The organism is Celeribacter halophilus (genome assembly GCF_900114135.1).
GTDB lineage: Bacteria > Pseudomonadota > Alphaproteobacteria > Rhodobacterales > Rhodobacteraceae > Celeribacter > Celeribacter halophilus.
On the sequence record NZ_FORY01000035.1, the window covers coordinates 1 to 15,768 of the forward strand.

Here is a 15,768-nt window from a genome sequence, read left to right on the forward strand (position 1 = left end):
AACCCTGCACCATAACTGCCAGAACATTCGATGCCGACGCGTTGCAGATCACCGAATGAGCGCATCCACTCCAACATCATGCGATGTCCATGCCGTGTGGTTGCGAAGCTTTCGGTGCCGAGCACACGGTCGTATTGATCGACGACGGCAGCAACATGTAAATCCTTGTGGGTGTCGACGCCTCCGACGACGTGAGCTGTGTCTGGTTTTTTAGCCATTTGACGATCCTTTCCTGCGGCAAGTTAACGAGCCTCGCCTCGAAGAATGCAGGGACAGGACAGTCATGAGACCGGATGGTCAGGCCCTTCTCGGGTCACGGCAGCATCTCTGAGACAAGCTCGCCGCAAGGCGTTCCCGGATGATCGACAGGTCCAGGGAAAGACACGTGTCAGGTCGGTCGGAGTGAGGGTCAAACCAAGCCGGAAAGCCATGCGGCACCACTCCATCGAACGGTCGATCACTGTTTGAGTCAAACCATCCGAGAACTGGTTCCTATCATATGACTGTCTGAATGGATCATGACTTTTTGCTTTGGTTTGCGCCGCCAAACAGCAGCCAACAAGGCTTGCAAGGCCAGGTCAGTTGTCATGCGAGATTGCATCGACCAACCAACGACACGTCGTGAAAACAGATCGATGACCACAGCGAGATATGACCAGCCTTCATGGGTTCTGATGTAGGTAATGTCGGTCACCCAAACCGCGTCAGGTGCCGCAACCTCAAACTGTCTGTCCAGTGTGTTGTCAGCGACAACAGCAGGTTTGCCGCCATAGCGACCAGGCCGACGCTTGTATCCGATCTGTGCTGTGATGCCCGCAAGGTTAGCCAATCGTGCCACACGGTTCTCGAAGCAGGTCTCGCCAGCATCACGTAGATCATCGGCCAGCTTCCGATAGCCATAGACCTTCCCGCTATCTGTCCATGCTTGGTGGATTAGCTCTGTCTGCCGCGCATCTTCACGCGCGCGTACGCTAACGGTTCTTTAAGCCATGCATAGAACCCGCTGAAATGCACAGCCAGCACACGACACATCGACCGCACCGAAAACTCCGCACGATGAGCCTCAATAAACGCGTACTTCACTGAGACTCTCGCGCGAAGTACGCGTTCGACCATTGTCCTCTGACCAATGGCGGAAAATGGTCTCACCCTTTTTTAGGATTGTGCGTTCCTCGGTGACACGGGCCAGCTCTCGCTTCAACCGTCTGATCTCAGCAGCTTGCTCCGCGACCTCCGATCTGACACGTGGCGACTTCGCAAATTGCGCCTTCCAAGTGTACAGCGACTCGGTGCTTATCCCCAGCCGCTCGGCGACTTCGCTGACCGCATATCCACGCTCAACAACCAGCGCCACAGCGTCCTGTTTGAACTCGTCTGTAAACCGTATTCCTTTGTTCATATCCGTCTCTCCTTGGTTCCAAAATTACCAAGCAATGCGTCTACAGATCTAGGGGCACCTCAGTTTATACGTCTTTGTCGGGAGAAAAAGGGCGGTCTTGAAAACCTGATGCGGTAGGGCTGTCGGTTGTGATCGACAGAATGTTCCTTGACAGCTGGCGTTATATAAATAACAGTTATGAAATAAATAACATCCAAGGTCTCGTGCAGGGGAGAGGAACCTCAGCGAGAGGCGCGCATATCCGGCGCGGGTTTGGAGTTGGTTTCTCTGGAGGAGAGGGGCCTGAAACTGAGTATGCGTGGAGGCATGCTCGCAATGGGAGGAAACTATGAGAAAGCTTATGCGCGGTCTTTCGGCCGCAGCCTTTGGTATTGTGTTTGGCACAACGTTGGGCGCATCAAACGTGTCGGCTCAAGACGCCGTTCCTGAGATCAAGGACGAATATCGCTTTGTGATGATCCCGATTCTGGCGCAGGCGTGGTTCGACATCGTTCACGACGCGGCGGCGGACTCGGCGGAACAGTTGAGCGCCCAGCTTGGGACCAAGATCACCATCGATTACCAAGCCCCGGCGCAGGCCGATCTAGTCGAACAAAATACACTTTTGGAGCGCGCCATCGCGACGAAACCCGACGGTATCGCCATCGACGCTATTGATGTGAACGCAAGCATGCCGATCCTTAATGAGGCGCGGGAGCGTGGCATTCCGGTTGTACTCTTCGTGTCGACGGCACCGCAGGGTTCGCAATTCACCTATATCTCTAATGATTTCTACGATCAGGGGCGGATTTTGGGTGAGGAGCTTTTGAAGCGCATCGGCAACAAGGGCAAGATTGCAATCTTGCACGGCGTGCCGACAAATTCCGCCCATGCGGATCGGTACGAGGCGCTGACAGATCTGTTCGCACAATACCCGGATGTCGAAATTGTTGATGAAGGGTTCGATTATGACGATGTGCAAAAAGCCCAGACTGAAGCTTCGCGCATGTTGGCGGCTAATGCCGATCTAAATGCTATCGCTGTGGTGGATGCTGCGGGTCCCGTTGGTGTAGGACTTGCGCTGCGCGAAGCTGGGCGTGTCGGCGAGGTGCAATTCGTCGGTGTCGATGATGTGCCGCAGCTTCAGGAACTGATGCGCGACGGGGTGCTAGATCTCTCGATTGCCACTCGTCCGCGCATGATTGGCGAATGGTCCACAGTGGCGCTGATGCTTCAGAACATGGGCGTGGAGACGCCGTCCTGGATCGACACGGGTATCGGTTACATGACGCCTGACATGGTGGCCAACGGCAATATCGACGGCTTCTAAGATCCGGTTTCAGCAGATCGACCGGGCGCATCTGTGATGCCCCCGGTCTCATTCTCAGGCCAATCTTAAGGGAGATCGATATGAGTCTATTGGAAGCCCGTGGCATCACCAAGCATTTTCCCGGTGTGATCGCGCTGGATGCGGTGGATTTGCGGTTCGAACGTGGCGAAGTGCATTGCATCGTTGGCGAGAACGGCGCGGGGAAAAGTACGCTGGTCAAGGTGCTGACCGGCATCTATCGTCCCGATGAGGGCGATTTGCACTACGATGGCGAGACACCTCCGGCGATCGGCTATGTGCCTCAGGAGTTGAACCTCTTCGACCATATGACGGTCGCGGAAAACATGTTCCTGCCGCTGGAAAATGGCGTGCTGTTCCGGCGCAAGGAGCTTGAAGAGGCGGCGCAGCCTTTTCTCGATGATTTGAAAATGACCAGTGCGCCGCAGGATCTGGTGCGGGACATTTCGGTGGCTGAAAAGCAGCTTTTGCAAATCGCCCGCGCGCTGGCGAGCCGCCGATCCGATATTCTTATCCTCGATGAGCCGACCGCCTCGTTGACGGCGACGGAAATCGAACGGCTCTTTGCGATTGTCGAAGAATTGCAGGCGCGCGGCACGGCGATTGTGTTCATCACCCATCGGCTCGACGAGGTGATGCGGCTGCATTCCGTGGTCTCTGTGTTACGCAACGGCTGTGTGGTTGGCAATTCCGATGGCAAGGAAGTCTCAGAGGCCTGGATCGTCTCCAAGATGACCGGTAAGGAGATGGACCTGAGCACGCTTTACCGCCCGCGCACCTCGCGTGGCGAAACTGTGTTCCGGGTCGAGGGGCTGTCTGGCGAGGGCTTCGAAGAGATTTCTTTCGAACTTCACGCAGGTGAGGTCCTGGGCTTTGCCGGGCTGGTGGGCGCTGGGCGTTCCGAAGTGCTGCAAACCCTGTTTGGGATGCGCAATCCGACGGCGGGGCAGGCGTGGTTCGACGGTGAGCCATGGGTGTTCAACAAACCGGCCCGCGCGATTTCCAAGGGGGTGATGTATCTCTCTGAGGAACGCAAGGCGCACGGAATTTTTCCGCATATGTCGGTGCGTAAGAACGTCGGTGTAGGGCTGTTGCGCGATGTGGCGCGGCTGGGGGTGGTCTCAAGCGAACGCGAGGCAGAAGCCACCGCAAGGATCATCGGAGACTATCGGGTCAAGACCGCCTGGTCCGAGACAAAGATCATGAACCTCAGTGGCGGCAATCAGCAAAAGGTGCTGATCGGGCGCGGTCTTATGGCCAATCCACGGGTGATGGTTTTTGACGAACCGACGCGCGGCATTGATGTCAACGCCAAGGATGAAATTTATCGTTTGATGCAACAGGTCGCCGAGGACAAAAAAATCGCCGTGGTGCTGATCTCCTCGGAAATCGAAGAACTTTTGAAATGCAGCAACCGGGTTCTGAGCCTCTATGACGGGCGGATCAATGCAGAGATTGTGGCGGAGGAGTTGAGCGAAGAACGCTTGCTGTCCTCGATTATCAACACGGGCGGCGCCTCTGATGCGACGGCCGCAAACAGGGAGGATGCCCATGTCTGACGGGCTGGTGAACATGACGCAGAGACGAGGTTTTAATCTGAAAGGCGGCGGCCAGATCGTTGGGGTTTTGATCGCTTTTGTGGTGATCTGTGTGGTCGCGTCCCTGGTCGCGCCGCAGTTCCTGACGAGCTACAACATGACGATCATTTCCCGCGATCTTGCCTTTATCGGAATCGTGGCCATCGCGCAGGGCATGCTGCTTTTGCTCGGGGACATCGACGTCTCCATTGGCGCAATCGCGGGGTTGTGCGGCATCGTCTGCACCAAGCTTCTGGTCGATGCTCATCTCGATCCGGCGCTCGCTATTTCGGCTGGCCTGGCGGTGGGGGCCATCGCCGGTGCCATTAATGGCACGATCATCACTATGTTTAATCTAAACTCTCTGGTGGTGACCATCGGGATGCTGAGCGTTTATTCGGGACTGAACCTCTGGATCACCAAGGGGCGCACCATCGTGGGGCTGCCGAAGGAGGTCACTGTTCTCGGAGGCGGGAAACTGATGGGAGTTCCCGTACCGGTCTACATAATGGCCGGCGCATTTTTGATGATCCTGTTCCTGACCACAAAAACGGTCTACGGACGGCGTCTTTACGCGGTCGGCAACAGCCGCGAGGCCGCCAAGATCATTGGTATCCACGAACAACGTGTTCGTATTGTTGCCTATGCTATCGCGGGGGCGCTGGCTGGGCTGGCCGGAATGCTTTTATGTTTCCGTCTCGTGTCGGCGCAAGCCTCTATGGGCCAATCCTGGCTTTTGCCCTCAATTGCTGCACCGGTCATTGGTGGGATCGCTACCACTGGCGGTATAGGCACGATTTGGGGAGCGCTTTTGGGCGCGGCCATTATTGCTGTGATCGGCAATGTGATCGTGCTGGGCGGTGTCGATGTCTACCTGCAACAGGTGGTCACGGGCGCGATCGTGGTGATCGCTGTCGCTCTCGATGCCATCACACGCAAAATGGGCCGGGGCTGATTCCCCGCCCGCAGTTTCATTCCAAAGGAGGAGATAGGAATGTCCGAGGAAACTAAAATCACCCAGATCGGTGTTGTCGTGCGCGATCTGGATGCGACGATGAAAATGTATCACCAGCTTCTGGGCTGGGGGCCGTGGAATGTTTACGAACATACTGCTCCCGTGTTGCATGACACCCATCTGCACGGCAAGCCTGCTACCTATTCGATGCTCTGCGCCGAAGTAATGGTGGGCGACATGTGTTACGAGCTGATCCAGCCGCTTGAGGGCGACTCGATCTACAAGGAATGGCTCGAAGAACATGGCGAGGGTCTGCACCACGTTGCCGTGATGAAACACGGTCAGGATGCGGCTGATCAGTTCAAGAAGGACATGGATGCGGCGGGCGCAAAGATGCTCATGGGCGGGCGCATCGGCGAGACCATCGAGTTCTATTACCTCGACAGCGAGCCACAACTGAAAGTGATACTAGAATCCGGCACTGGCCACGCCATCGACCTGAAACCGATTCGCACATACCCTGAGTGAACGACCCGGTCCGAAGGAAAAGCCCCCGCGATGCGGGGGCTTTTTTTATGTCTCGCTTTGTGGCGCTTTAGGCCGCGATGCGCTTATTGTCCTTGTCAAAGACCATGATGTGTTCGGGCCGAATGCCAAGCGCGAGGGTCGCGGGGCGCTCTGTGTCGCTGCCTTGCCGGATCACCTCGATCTCACCTCCACCAAGATTGGCGAAATAGCTCGTCGAGGTGCCAACGACCTGTTGATTGGTGACATCGAGCGTCAGTCGGTTGGCTTCGGAGGTGTGGTCGAGGAAATGTTCGGGCCGGATGCCGAGTGTGACCGCGCCTGTCGCGGCGGTGGCGCTGGTCAGAACCGTGCCGTCGCTCAGTGTCATCTGATGCCCGTCGGCCTGTGCGGTAACAAAGCTCATCTGCGGCGAGCCGATGAACCCCGCGACAAAGCGGGTTCTCGGCGCGGTGTAAAGTTCGGACGGGCTGCCGACCTGTTCGATCCGCCCGTCCTTCATTACCACGATACGGTCCCCCATGGTCATTGCCTCGACCTGGTCGTGCGTCACATAGATCGAGGTCACGCCGATCCGCTGTTGCAGGGCGCGGATTTCCTTGCGCATCTGGACGCGGAGTTGGGCGTCGAGGTTCGACAGCGGTTCGTCGAACAGGAAGGCGTTGGAATGTTTGACCATGGCGCGGCCCATGGCCACCCGTTGACGTTGCCCCCCTGACAAGGCGCGGGGGCGGCGGTCGAGATAGGGGGTGATCGCCAGAATGTCGGCAGCCCATTTCACCCGCTTTTCGATCTCCTCTGCGGGGGTCTTGCGCACCTTGAGGCCGAAGGCGAGATTTTGCGCAACAGTCAGATGCGGGTAGAGTGCATAGTTTTGGAATACCATCGACAGATCGCGATCCTGCGGAGGCAAATGTCCGACGGGTGTGCCGTTAAACAAAATGTCGCCGCCGGAGATCGGGTTTAGTCCAGCCACACAGCGCAGCAGTGTCGATTTACCACAGCCCGAGGGGCCGACGAGCACGATGAATTCCCCGTCGGCGATCTCAAGGTTCAGCCCGTGAAGTGCCTTAACCTTGCCATAGTGTTTTTCTAGGTTCTGGATGTTGATTGAGACCATGGGTTTTCCTCCCAAGCATGGTGGCGCCGCAGGGCGCGCGTTATTTGATGCTGCCCTGTGTCAGGCCGCCGACGAGATGTTTCTGAAACAGGAATGCGATTAGATAGATCGGCACCATACCGGTGAAGGAGGCCGCCGCCATCTGTCCGAAATTTACCAACCGCTCGCCCTGAAAGAGCGACATGCCGACTGTGATCGTGCGGCTCGCTTCGCTGAACGTCAGGGCGGAGGCAAAGAGAAACTCGTTGTATGACAGGATGATACAGATCAACGCCGTAGCCAGAATGCCGGGAAAAATCAGCGGCAGGATCACCGCGAAGAGTGTGTGCCAATAGCCCGCGCCATCTATCCAGGCGGCTTCGTCGATCTCTGCCGGGATGTCGTTTACAAAACTCTTGAGCAGCCAGAAGGCTACAGGCAGGTTCATCAGCCCGTGTACGAGTGCGAGGCCCAGAACGCTGTCCATCAGATTGGCAGTTTGCAACAGGTAGAACAGTGGGATCAGCGCGATGATCGGCGGAGCGGCATATGACGCCAGTGTGATGTTGGGCACGGTTTTGCGAAAGGCGCTGAGTTTGATCGTGGCATAAGTTGCAGGTACGGCGATCACCAGTGTGATGACGCCGCTCAAAAGCGCCACGGCAATTGAATTCCAGATCATGCGGAGCACGGGGACATGCGCAAATGCATTGGGGTAATTCTTGAGCGTCGCGGCCTCTGGCAACAGCCGACCTTGCAGCACATCGTCGGGCGTTTTGAACGAGGTCGAGAACAGGTAGATGATGGGCAGCGCAAAAAAGATCAGCATCGCGGCCAGAAAAACAAACCGGATCAGGCGATCCGTGCGGGTGTCCTGAGCAGAGACGGTCATCGACGTTTCTCCAGATGATTGTGCAGCAAAACGATGGGCAGGGTGACGACAGAGACAGTGATAGCGAACATCAGCGTCTGGGCCGCGGCGAGGCCGACGTCGAATTCCCGCAGCGCGGTTTTCCAGATCTCGAACGTGGCGATGTTGGTGGCATTGCCGGGGCCGCCGAAGGTGAGTGTATAGACCAGGTCAAAGGTCTTGAGCGCCATGATCACCCGAAGCAGGTAGACGGACAGCAGCGCGGGCGCGATCATCGGCAAGGTGACGGTCCAGAAAATCCGCTTCGGATAGGCACCATCGAGTGCGGCGGCCTCTTCGACGTCATGCGGCACACCTTGCAGGATCGCAAAGCACAGGATCACGATCAGAGGCGTCCATTGCCATGTGTCCGCTAGCATGATTGCCGGAAAAGCAAGCGCATGATTGCCGAAAAATGAAATCGGGTTGTCAATCAAACCAGTGCGCAGCAAGATGCCGTTGAGCCAGCCTCCAGAGGGGTTGAGGATCAGCTTCCAGGCGATCCCTACCATCACAGGCGGTGTCATCAGTGGCAGAAGCACGATGGTCCGAAGCCACCGCCCACCACGCACGATCTTGCTTAGGATCACTGCAAGGTAGAGCCCCAGTGCCAATTGAGCCAAGGACACGATGAGCGCGAATAGGATGGCATGACCCACTGAGCCTGAAAAATTCGTGCCACTGAGCGCCCAGTCAAAATTTTCGAAGCCGACAAAGCCCTGAAACTGTTGGCCGAGATCGGAGCGGGTAAAGGCCAGAAGCACGAGGTAAACCAAAGGGTAACCCGCGAAAATCGCAAGCCCGACTATCAAGGGCAGGGTCATGCTCCATTCCGCACTCCTGCGCTGGTTTACACTACGATTTGATCCGAAAGAAGCTATCGGTGGCTTCGCCATCGTGGTGCCTCCTCTGTGTTGTCATTCATGAAATTGCACCCCCTTGGACGCGGCATCTGGGATTCGCGTCCAAGGGCAGTCCGTGTCTGACGGGGTTTAGCGGAGCAGCCGCTCCCAGCTTCTCTGTGCCAGTTCCATCGCTTCTTCAGGTGTACTTTCCCCAGAGATCATGATGGCGAGTTGTTCCGATAGGCTCTCGAGCATTCGGGGGGCTTGCGGGCCTGTAGGCCAAGCCATCGCTCCATTGAGTGATGCACTTGCGGCGCGTTGGCTGCGGGCGTTGAAGGCTTCATAATCTGGGCTGGTCAGTGCGGAGATGCGGGTCGGATCGATGCCCGAGCCGGTCGTGGTCAGCAAGTCGAGATGCATCTTCGCCGAAGACGCTAGCTTGATGAACTCCCAAGCTAGGTCTTTCTTGTTGCCATAAGCCGCGATGCCAAGCGCCCATCCCGCGTTGAGCGGCGCGCGGCTTTCGGTCTGGCTGCCGCCGACAGGCAATTGCACTACATCCCATTTTCCGGCGATCTTCGAGGTCTCATTGTCTTCGGAATAGGCACCGAGGTCGATCCAGCCTTCGGTCATCGCGGCGCGTCCGCCGACAAAGGCGGTGAGTGCCTGATCAAAGCCGGTTTCCGCCGGTGTCGGCAGAGCCGAAGGCACCGTCGCGACGAGGTTCTGGGCCGCCATAAGCGCGGCGTCGCTGTCGAGCGCCGGACGCCCATCCGCATCGAGAAACTCGCCGCCATAGTTGGCAAGGCGGTTGGCAAAGACAGAAATGTTCTGAAGCGGGGCGCGAATGCCCATCAAGGCCATGCCATAGATGCCATTGGCGCTTTCGGCCTTTGTGATGGCCTCGGAGGTGGTGATGACCTCATCCCATGTTTTCGGGGGAGCCAGGCCGTTTCGCTCGAAAATTTCGGTATTGTAGAACAGCGCATGTGTGTCGCCATCAAAGGGTAGAGCGTAGCGGCGATCCTTGTAGAGGCTGTAGGGATCGTAGACGGTCGCGATGAAGTCCTCCGGCATTATCTCATCTTTGTCGGCCTCGATCCGGTCGGTGATGTCCTCAAGAACACCGGTTTCAACCAGCGAACCTTTCGAAATGTACCAATAATCGAAGGCGTCGAATCGCTTTGCGCCAGATTGCAGGTCGAGGGTGAGTTGCTGCTGAATCTGGTCGAGAGGGACGGGCACGATCTCCACGTTCACGCCGGTCTCGGCCTCGAAAGCCTTGGCGACGATACGCGCACCACCCACCTGAGGTTGGGACATTAGGACGGTGATAGTCTCGCCCGCTTGTGCATAGGCGCGGGCTGATAGCACGCCGCTGCCTAAAGCAGCGCCGACCGCCACTCCCATGCCGCCGCCTAAAACTTGACGGCGCGACAGTGCGCTTGCCGTGCTTTGTTGTTTGGTTTGAATCTTTGTCTGCGTTTTCGTGTTCATATTTTCCTCCCTTTGGGCTGTGTCCTGTTTCCTCCCAGGTCGGCAGCCGTACAAATAACCTTGACATGAAATAAATATCAGTCAAGTTATTTATAACACACAAGAGACATGGAATGGGAGGACGACATGGGAAAACTCAAGATTGCTGCCATCGGTGATCAATTCATCACCTCGGCGGTTTTTGAGACTGCGGTGCGTGATGCGATTGAAGCGGAATGCGAGGTAGTCACGCGCGACTTGCAATGGCCCGAGGTGCCATTCTTCGCGCATGACGGACCGGCGGGGACGGAAATCAAAGAATACAGCGGTAACCCCAAAGACATCGAAGCCATGCTTGCGGAGGCTGAGGTGCTGGTGACTCATTTGGCACCAGTGACCGCAGAGATTTTGGAAAAGGCGCCGCTCCTCAAATTTATCGGAGTCTCGCGGGGTGGTCCTACCAATATCAACATGGAGGCGGCCCGCGCCCGTAATGTGACCGTGTGCAATGTTCCGGGGCGCAATGCCTCTGCCGTGGCGGAATTCACTGTCGGCGCGATCCTCGCGAATGTGCGCCGCATTACTGTAGGTCATGCCGGGCTATCACAAGGCATCTGGCGCGGCGATCTCTATCGCTATGATCGCACGGGCGATGAATTGTCGGATCTGACCGTCGGGTTGCTGGGTTACAGTCATATTGGACAACGGGTGGTGCGCCTGCTTAAGCCGTTTGGTTGCCGGATTTTGATTTGCGATCCTTATGCAAAACTAACCGTTCAGGATGCCATTGACGGGGTCGAGCAAGTCGAAATTGACGACTTGATTGCACAATCAGATATCCTGAGCCTGCATGCGCGGGTAACGCCGGAAACCACTGGGATTATTTCGTCGGAGCGGATTGCTAAGATGAAAAGGGGTGCGGTTCTGGTGAATTCGGCGCGGGGCGAACTGGTTGATCAGCCAGCGCTATGTGAGGCTTTACTTAATGGCCATCTCGGGGGTGCGGCGCTTGATACCTTCGAGGTGGAGCCGCCTAAGAACGACGATGAATTGTTGCGCTTGCCCAATGTCACCCTGACCCCTCATATTGCTGGTGCATCGCGCCGTGTGGCGACATTCGCTGCCGAACAGATCGCAGAAGATCTGGCGCGCTTCATAAAAGGGGAAAATCTCAGAAATCCATGTAATTGAGGCAGATTGCGAGGCGGTGCGGGGAGGCACCGTCCGGGAGGAAATTATGAAGACAGCCTATGTGATGGCGGTCGATGCCGGCACCGGCAGCGGGCGCGCGATTATTTACAATACGCGAGGTGAGATTGTCGGAAGCGCCCAGGAGGAATGGGTGCATCCGGCGGTGGAAGGTGTCCCTGGCGGTTTGGATTTCACGACCGGGCCAAATGGCGCGCTGATTGATCGGGTGATCGCTCGGGCGATTGCCGCCGCTGAGATCTCCGCCGAGGAGATCGCCGCCGTGTCGACGACCTCAATGCGTGAAGGGATCGTGCTTTATGACGATGCGGGTGAGGTGCTTTGGGCCTGTCCGAATGTCGATGGACGCGCGCAGGTTCAGGCCGAGGCGCTGACCGAGGCGGGCATCTCGGATGAGATTTATCGTCGGGGTGGCGATTGGGTGTCGATCACGGCGCCCGCGCGCCTGCATTGGCTGCGTGACAATCGGCCCGATGTATTCGCGCGTGTGCATCGCCTTGGGATGATTTCCGATTGGATGGCGACTCGGCTAACAGGTGCCTATGTGACCGAACCCACGGCGGGATCGTCGAGTGCGCTCTTCGATCTCTCGCAGCGCGGTTGGTCCGAAGAGTTGCTCGAATTGATCGGGCTGTCGCCAGAGATCGTGCCGCCGGTGGTCGAAGCTGGGACCAAGATTGGTGAAGTCACCGCAGAGGCCGCTGCGCGCTGTGGTCTGGCCCCCAGTACGCCGGTGATCGCGGGCGGCGGTGACACGCAGCTTGCGCTTCTGGGGCTGGGCCGTCGGGTCGGACAGGCGACACTGGTGGGTGGAAGCTTCTGGCAGATGACGATCCTGTCGGATCAACCGCTGGTCGATCCGGAGTTCGGGCCGCGTACGCTGTGCCACGTGCGTCCAGACGAATGGATGGTCGAAGGGATCGGTTTTCTGAGTGGCCTTGCCTTGCGCTGGGTTCGGGATGCGTTTGTCGAACCCTTGCTACAGCTATCCGGCAGTGAGGTTGATGCCTTCGAGCTGATTGAGAGGTTGGCGCAGGACACACCTGTCGGGTCCAGAGGGACAGTTGCAGCAACGGCCTGTCCGATGCAATCCGATGCATGGCGACAACCGCCACTGAGTTTTCTCGGACTTGATATGAATACGCCGGGACTGGCAATTGGACAGGTGGCGCGCTCAGTCATGGAGGCTGGGGCGTTCCTTGCTAATCATCACTTAGAAACGCTCGAAGCCCTGTCGGGAAATCGCTACGACACCCTGCAATTCACGGGAGGATCAAGCCGGGGCACGCTTTGGCCGCAGATCATTGCGGATGTGACGGGCCGCGAGATCGAGATACCGGTGGTCAAGGAAACAACCGCACTAGGCTGCGCTATGTTGGCGGCTGTGGGCGTAGGGTTGTTTGCGACGATGGACGAGGCGGTGACAGCGATGGCCAGCCCGATCGAACGCCGCGTGGTGCCTGATCCGGATAACATGGCGCTCTATGCGCCGCTGAAAGCGCGCTGGTCTGAGGTGACCGGTGGTGTGCGTGATCTTGGTGAGACCACCGGCCTAGAGCCGATCTGGCGCCCGGCGGGGGCGCGTGTGAAACAGTGACTATGGAAAAGGACATTTGATTATGAAGTCTCTTTGGAACGATGCAGAAGCGAACCGGTTGCGCAAGGCGGCGGGGGATGATCCGGCGGAACAGGATCTCGCGATGCGGGTCTACACGTCGAAACTGATCGGGCAGGAACCAGACCTGGTGCTGCATGGCGGGGGCAACACCTCGGTCAAAACTCGGAGGTGCGACGAGAGCGGCGTCGAGCACGATGTCATCCATGTAAAGGGCTCCGGCTGGGACTTGGCGACCATCGAGGGGCCAGGCTTGCCCGCGATGTGGCTCGGTCCGTTGCTGGAAGCGCGCAAGACCTCAACGATGTCGGACGAAGAAATGGTGGCCTTCCTACGCCGCGAGATGTTGGATCAAAGCGGTCCGAACCCGTCGGTTGAGGCATTGCTGCACGCGTTTTTGCCAGCGAAATTCGTTGACCACACCCATTCCTGTGCGGCATTGGCGATTGCTAACCAACCAGATGCCGCCGAGCGTGCCCACGAGATTTTCGGTGATGAGCTTAGCATCGTGCCCTATGTAATGCCTGGTTTCAAACTCTCGCACGCGGCAGATCAGATCTTTGCTGAGCAAGGGGAAGGCACGTCTGGGCAGTTTCTGGTGAACCATGGCTTGTTTTCTTTTGGGGACGATGCCCGCACCTCTTATGAACGCATCCTGCGTTACACGACGATGTGCGAAGAGTATCTAGCTTCGAAAGGGGCGGCTTTGTTGCCCGAAGAAGTCGGAACGAAAGCGCTGGATCCAGAGGCTCACAACTCGGTTTCGGCGTTGCGGCTTGCCTTGAAAGAATGGGAATTTTTTGCAGATAACCTGGCACTCGATCTACGCATCAGCGATGCGAATGATCGTTTTCTGGCGTTGGAGGGATTGGCTGAGATCACAGGACGTGGCACCGCAACGCCAGATCACGTCATTCGCATCAAACCCCGTCCGGTCATCGGCGAGGCGGTATTTGGCGTGGCAGAATGGCGCGAGGCCATCAAAGACTTCGCTGCTTGGTACGAGGCCTATTTCAATCGTAACGCCCCCTTTGCCGAAGAGCCCAAAACCATGCTTGATCCGCTACCGCGTGTGGCGCTGATCCGGGGGCTCGGGATTGTCGGCATTGGGCGGACGACAAAAGAAGCCGGTGTGGCCGCCGATCTGGCCGAACAAACCGCGCGGATCGTTTTGGCCGCTGAAGGGATCGGGCGTTTCACGCCGCTCAACGAGCGTGATTTGTTCGACATGGAATATTGGTCACTGGAACAGGCCAAGCTCAAGGCCTAAAGAGGCCGTTACTCGGCGTCCAGAATACGCTGGGCCACGCTATACGATGAAATGAAGCCATTGAGTAGGCCCGAGCGCAGCGCCGCACGGGCCGCTTGCCATTTCTCGATTCCGGCGCAGACGGCGACAATTTCACGGTCACGCATCAGGTCACGCTCCATCCCCAGCATGCGTTTTGCGATGCCGCTGTCAATGAAGGCGCCGCTGTCGTCGATCAGGTTCCCCGCAAGGTCGGCGGCCACGCCTTGGCGGATCATATCGCCCTGTTCGGCATCCGTGATTAGGCCGAAAGAACTGAAAAACGACCCAGGGCCGACATGGCCGACGCCAATCATGATCATCGAGGCGTCGCGCAGTCGTTCGAAGGAGGCGCGGATGCTACGCTGACGCAAAAACAGTTCTCTGTCTTCAGCACTGTCTACGATCAGAGGTGCGGTGAAGGCGTAGCCCTTGCCCTCGGTTTTGTCGATCAAGGCGTGAATGACTTCGAAGGGGTTGGCGTCGCTGAGGGCTGCAAAATCGCCGGTGACGGAAATGAACTCCGCTTTTTTGCGCTTGATCGTAGGCATGGCCTTTACAATTGCGGACATTGTGCGTCCGGAGCCGATGCCGAGTATCATCTGATCCGTGTTTTCCAGTCGACCATGCAGGAACCGTGCCCCGGCGCTGGCGACGGCGGGCATTGAAACATCCATGGTCTGTAGCTCGTTGACATCGGGCACGATGGTACAACTCGACAGACCGTATCGCTCAAGCAAACGGCTTTCGAGTTCTATGCAATTCGTTGGTACATTGTTAACGAAAATCTTAACTAGCCCCTGTTCATGTGCGGTTTGTACAAAACGGTGTACTTTCATCTTGCTTAAACCACGGCGCGTAGCGATTTGTGCCTGTGTCAGGCCGCCCACGTAATGCATCCATGCAATTTCGCGTATTTGATCTTGTACTTTTGTGCTCGAGCCCATGCGCAGTACGTCTTTGTTCCTAATTAAACTGTTATGTATGTCGTATGATAGTCATGTGGCCTGACGTCGCAATAGCTGTCAATGAGGTGCGGAGTAAGGGGAGGTGTGAAAGGTTTGATGTGATTCCAAAAAACGTCCTCGTTTTAGGTTAGAGTTCTCTGCTAGATTTTCCTGAGCTGGGATAGGAGCGAAACGCATGAAAGCATCGAAGTTTGCAGACGCGCAGAAGGCGTTCATCATCAAGCAGAGTGAAGAAGGCCCTGAGCTACTCCCCATTTGTTGGACAGGATCTGGCGTAAATTAAGCTACTCTCTGCTCCTGCTGATCGGGTTGTGTTCTGTCATTTCTCAGCCAATAGACCACGGCTGGCGGCCTGCCGCCAAGGGCTGAGTGTGGGCGTTGGTTGTTGTAAAAGGTCATCCATTTCCGGATGCCTGCCTTCGCTTCTGATCCGGTCTCCCAAGCATGCAGGTAGACACACTCGTATTTCAGGGTTCGCCAGAGCCTCTCAATGAAGATATTGTCCAGGTAGCGGCCCTTCCCATCCATTGAGATACGCACGCCGGATCGGCGGAGCCGGTCGGTCCAGGCGAAGG

14 protein-coding genes and 1 pseudogene are annotated in these 15,768 nt (G+C 57.1%); 7 read left to right on the forward strand and 8 right to left on the reverse strand.

What is annotated here, in order from left to right; translation table 11 throughout:
- Positions 1 to 218 (reverse strand): IS110 family transposase (locus BM152_RS17850; RefSeq protein WP_139222542.1); only part of this gene is annotated, 218 nt, incomplete at its 3' end.
- A gap of 287 nt (positions 219 to 505) precedes the next feature.
- Positions 506 to 1,399, reverse strand: a pseudogene (locus tag BM152_RS19580) (IS3 family transposase); the annotation flags it as partial.
- Between the two features lie 328 nt (positions 1,400 to 1,727).
- On the opposite strand from BM152_RS19580, the gene BM152_RS17865 reads away from it, so the two are divergent.
- The 4 genes from BM152_RS17865 to BM152_RS17880 all read left to right on the forward strand — a co-directional run bounded on the left by BM152_RS17865 (position 1,728) and on the right by BM152_RS17880 (position 5,786).
- The gene (locus BM152_RS17865; RefSeq protein WP_074914611.1) at positions 1,728 to 2,708 is read left to right on the forward strand and encodes a substrate-binding domain-containing protein; all 981 of its coding nucleotides are present in this window, start codon (positions 1,728 to 1,730) and stop codon (positions 2,706 to 2,708) included.
- Positions 2,709 to 2,788: 80 nt separating this feature from the next.
- Positions 2,789 to 4,285, forward strand: a complete 1,497-nt coding sequence (locus BM152_RS17870) for a sugar ABC transporter ATP-binding protein (RefSeq protein ID WP_066604087.1) — start codon at positions 2,789 to 2,791, stop codon at positions 4,283 to 4,285.
- On the forward strand, positions 4,278 to 5,258 hold the full coding sequence (locus tag BM152_RS17875; RefSeq protein ID WP_066604085.1) for an ABC transporter permease: 981 nt from the start codon (positions 4,278 to 4,280) through the stop codon (positions 5,256 to 5,258). The genes BM152_RS17870 and BM152_RS17875 overlap by 8 nt, the downstream gene beginning before the upstream one ends.
- Before the next feature lie 39 nt (positions 5,259 to 5,297).
- Positions 5,298 to 5,786 carry a VOC family protein gene (locus BM152_RS17880; RefSeq protein WP_066604082.1) on the forward strand — a complete coding sequence of 163 codons (489 nt, stop codon included), beginning with the start codon at positions 5,298 to 5,300 and terminating at the stop codon, positions 5,784 to 5,786.
- 67 nt (positions 5,787 to 5,853) lie between these two features.
- Here BM152_RS17880 and BM152_RS17885 read toward each other — a convergent pair whose 3' ends face one another.
- The 4 genes from BM152_RS17885 to BM152_RS17900 all read right to left on the reverse strand — a co-directional run bounded on the left by BM152_RS17885 (position 5,854) and on the right by BM152_RS17900 (position 10,134).
- Positions 5,854 to 6,903, reverse strand: coding sequence for an ABC transporter ATP-binding protein (locus BM152_RS17885; protein WP_066604079.1), 1,050 nt, complete (start codon positions 6,901 to 6,903; stop codon positions 5,854 to 5,856).
- Between the two features lie 40 nt (positions 6,904 to 6,943).
- Positions 6,944 to 7,774, reverse strand: a complete 831-nt coding sequence (locus tag BM152_RS17890; RefSeq protein WP_066604076.1) for a carbohydrate ABC transporter permease — start codon at positions 7,772 to 7,774, stop codon at positions 6,944 to 6,946.
- Positions 7,771 to 8,616, reverse strand: a complete 846-nt coding sequence (locus BM152_RS17895; protein WP_197418781.1) for a carbohydrate ABC transporter permease — start codon at positions 8,614 to 8,616, stop codon at positions 7,771 to 7,773. The genes BM152_RS17890 and BM152_RS17895 overlap by 4 nt, the downstream gene beginning before the upstream one ends.
- 168 nt (positions 8,617 to 8,784) lie before the next feature.
- Complete coding sequence (locus tag BM152_RS17900) at positions 8,785 to 10,134, reverse strand: ABC transporter substrate-binding protein (protein ID WP_066604069.1); 1,350 nt, start codon at positions 10,132 to 10,134, stop codon at positions 8,785 to 8,787.
- Between the two features lie 126 nt (positions 10,135 to 10,260).
- Here BM152_RS17900 and BM152_RS17905 point away from each other — a divergent pair, with 126 nt between their 5' ends.
- From BM152_RS17905 to BM152_RS17915, 3 genes are read left to right on the forward strand one after another with little or no spacing between them, the layout of a single operon-like run.
- Positions 10,261 to 11,304 (forward strand): 2-hydroxyacid dehydrogenase, encoded by a 1,044-nt coding sequence (locus tag BM152_RS17905; protein ID WP_066604096.1) that lies wholly within the window; start codon positions 10,261 to 10,263, stop codon positions 11,302 to 11,304.
- A 46-nt stretch (positions 11,305 to 11,350) separates the two neighbouring features.
- The gene (locus tag BM152_RS17910; RefSeq protein WP_066604066.1) at positions 11,351 to 12,919 is read left to right on the forward strand and encodes an FGGY family carbohydrate kinase; all 1,569 of its coding nucleotides are present in this window, start codon (positions 11,351 to 11,353) and stop codon (positions 12,917 to 12,919) included.
- A gap of 22 nt (positions 12,920 to 12,941) precedes the next feature.
- Entirely contained in the window at positions 12,942 to 14,207 is a 1,266-nt protein-coding gene (locus BM152_RS17915; protein ID WP_066604063.1) for a class II aldolase/adducin family protein, read from the forward strand.
- Positions 14,208 to 14,215: 8 nt separating this feature from the next.
- On the opposite strand, the gene BM152_RS17920 is transcribed toward BM152_RS17915, so the two are convergent.
- Positions 14,216 to 15,172 carry a sugar-binding transcriptional regulator gene (locus BM152_RS17920; protein ID WP_074914616.1) on the reverse strand — a complete coding sequence of 319 codons (957 nt, stop codon included), beginning with the start codon at positions 15,170 to 15,172 and terminating at the stop codon, positions 14,216 to 14,218.
- A 300-nt stretch (positions 15,173 to 15,472) separates the two neighbouring features.
- Positions 15,473 to 15,768 (reverse strand): integrase core domain-containing protein (locus BM152_RS17925; RefSeq protein WP_139222543.1); only part of this gene is annotated, 296 nt, incomplete at its 5' end.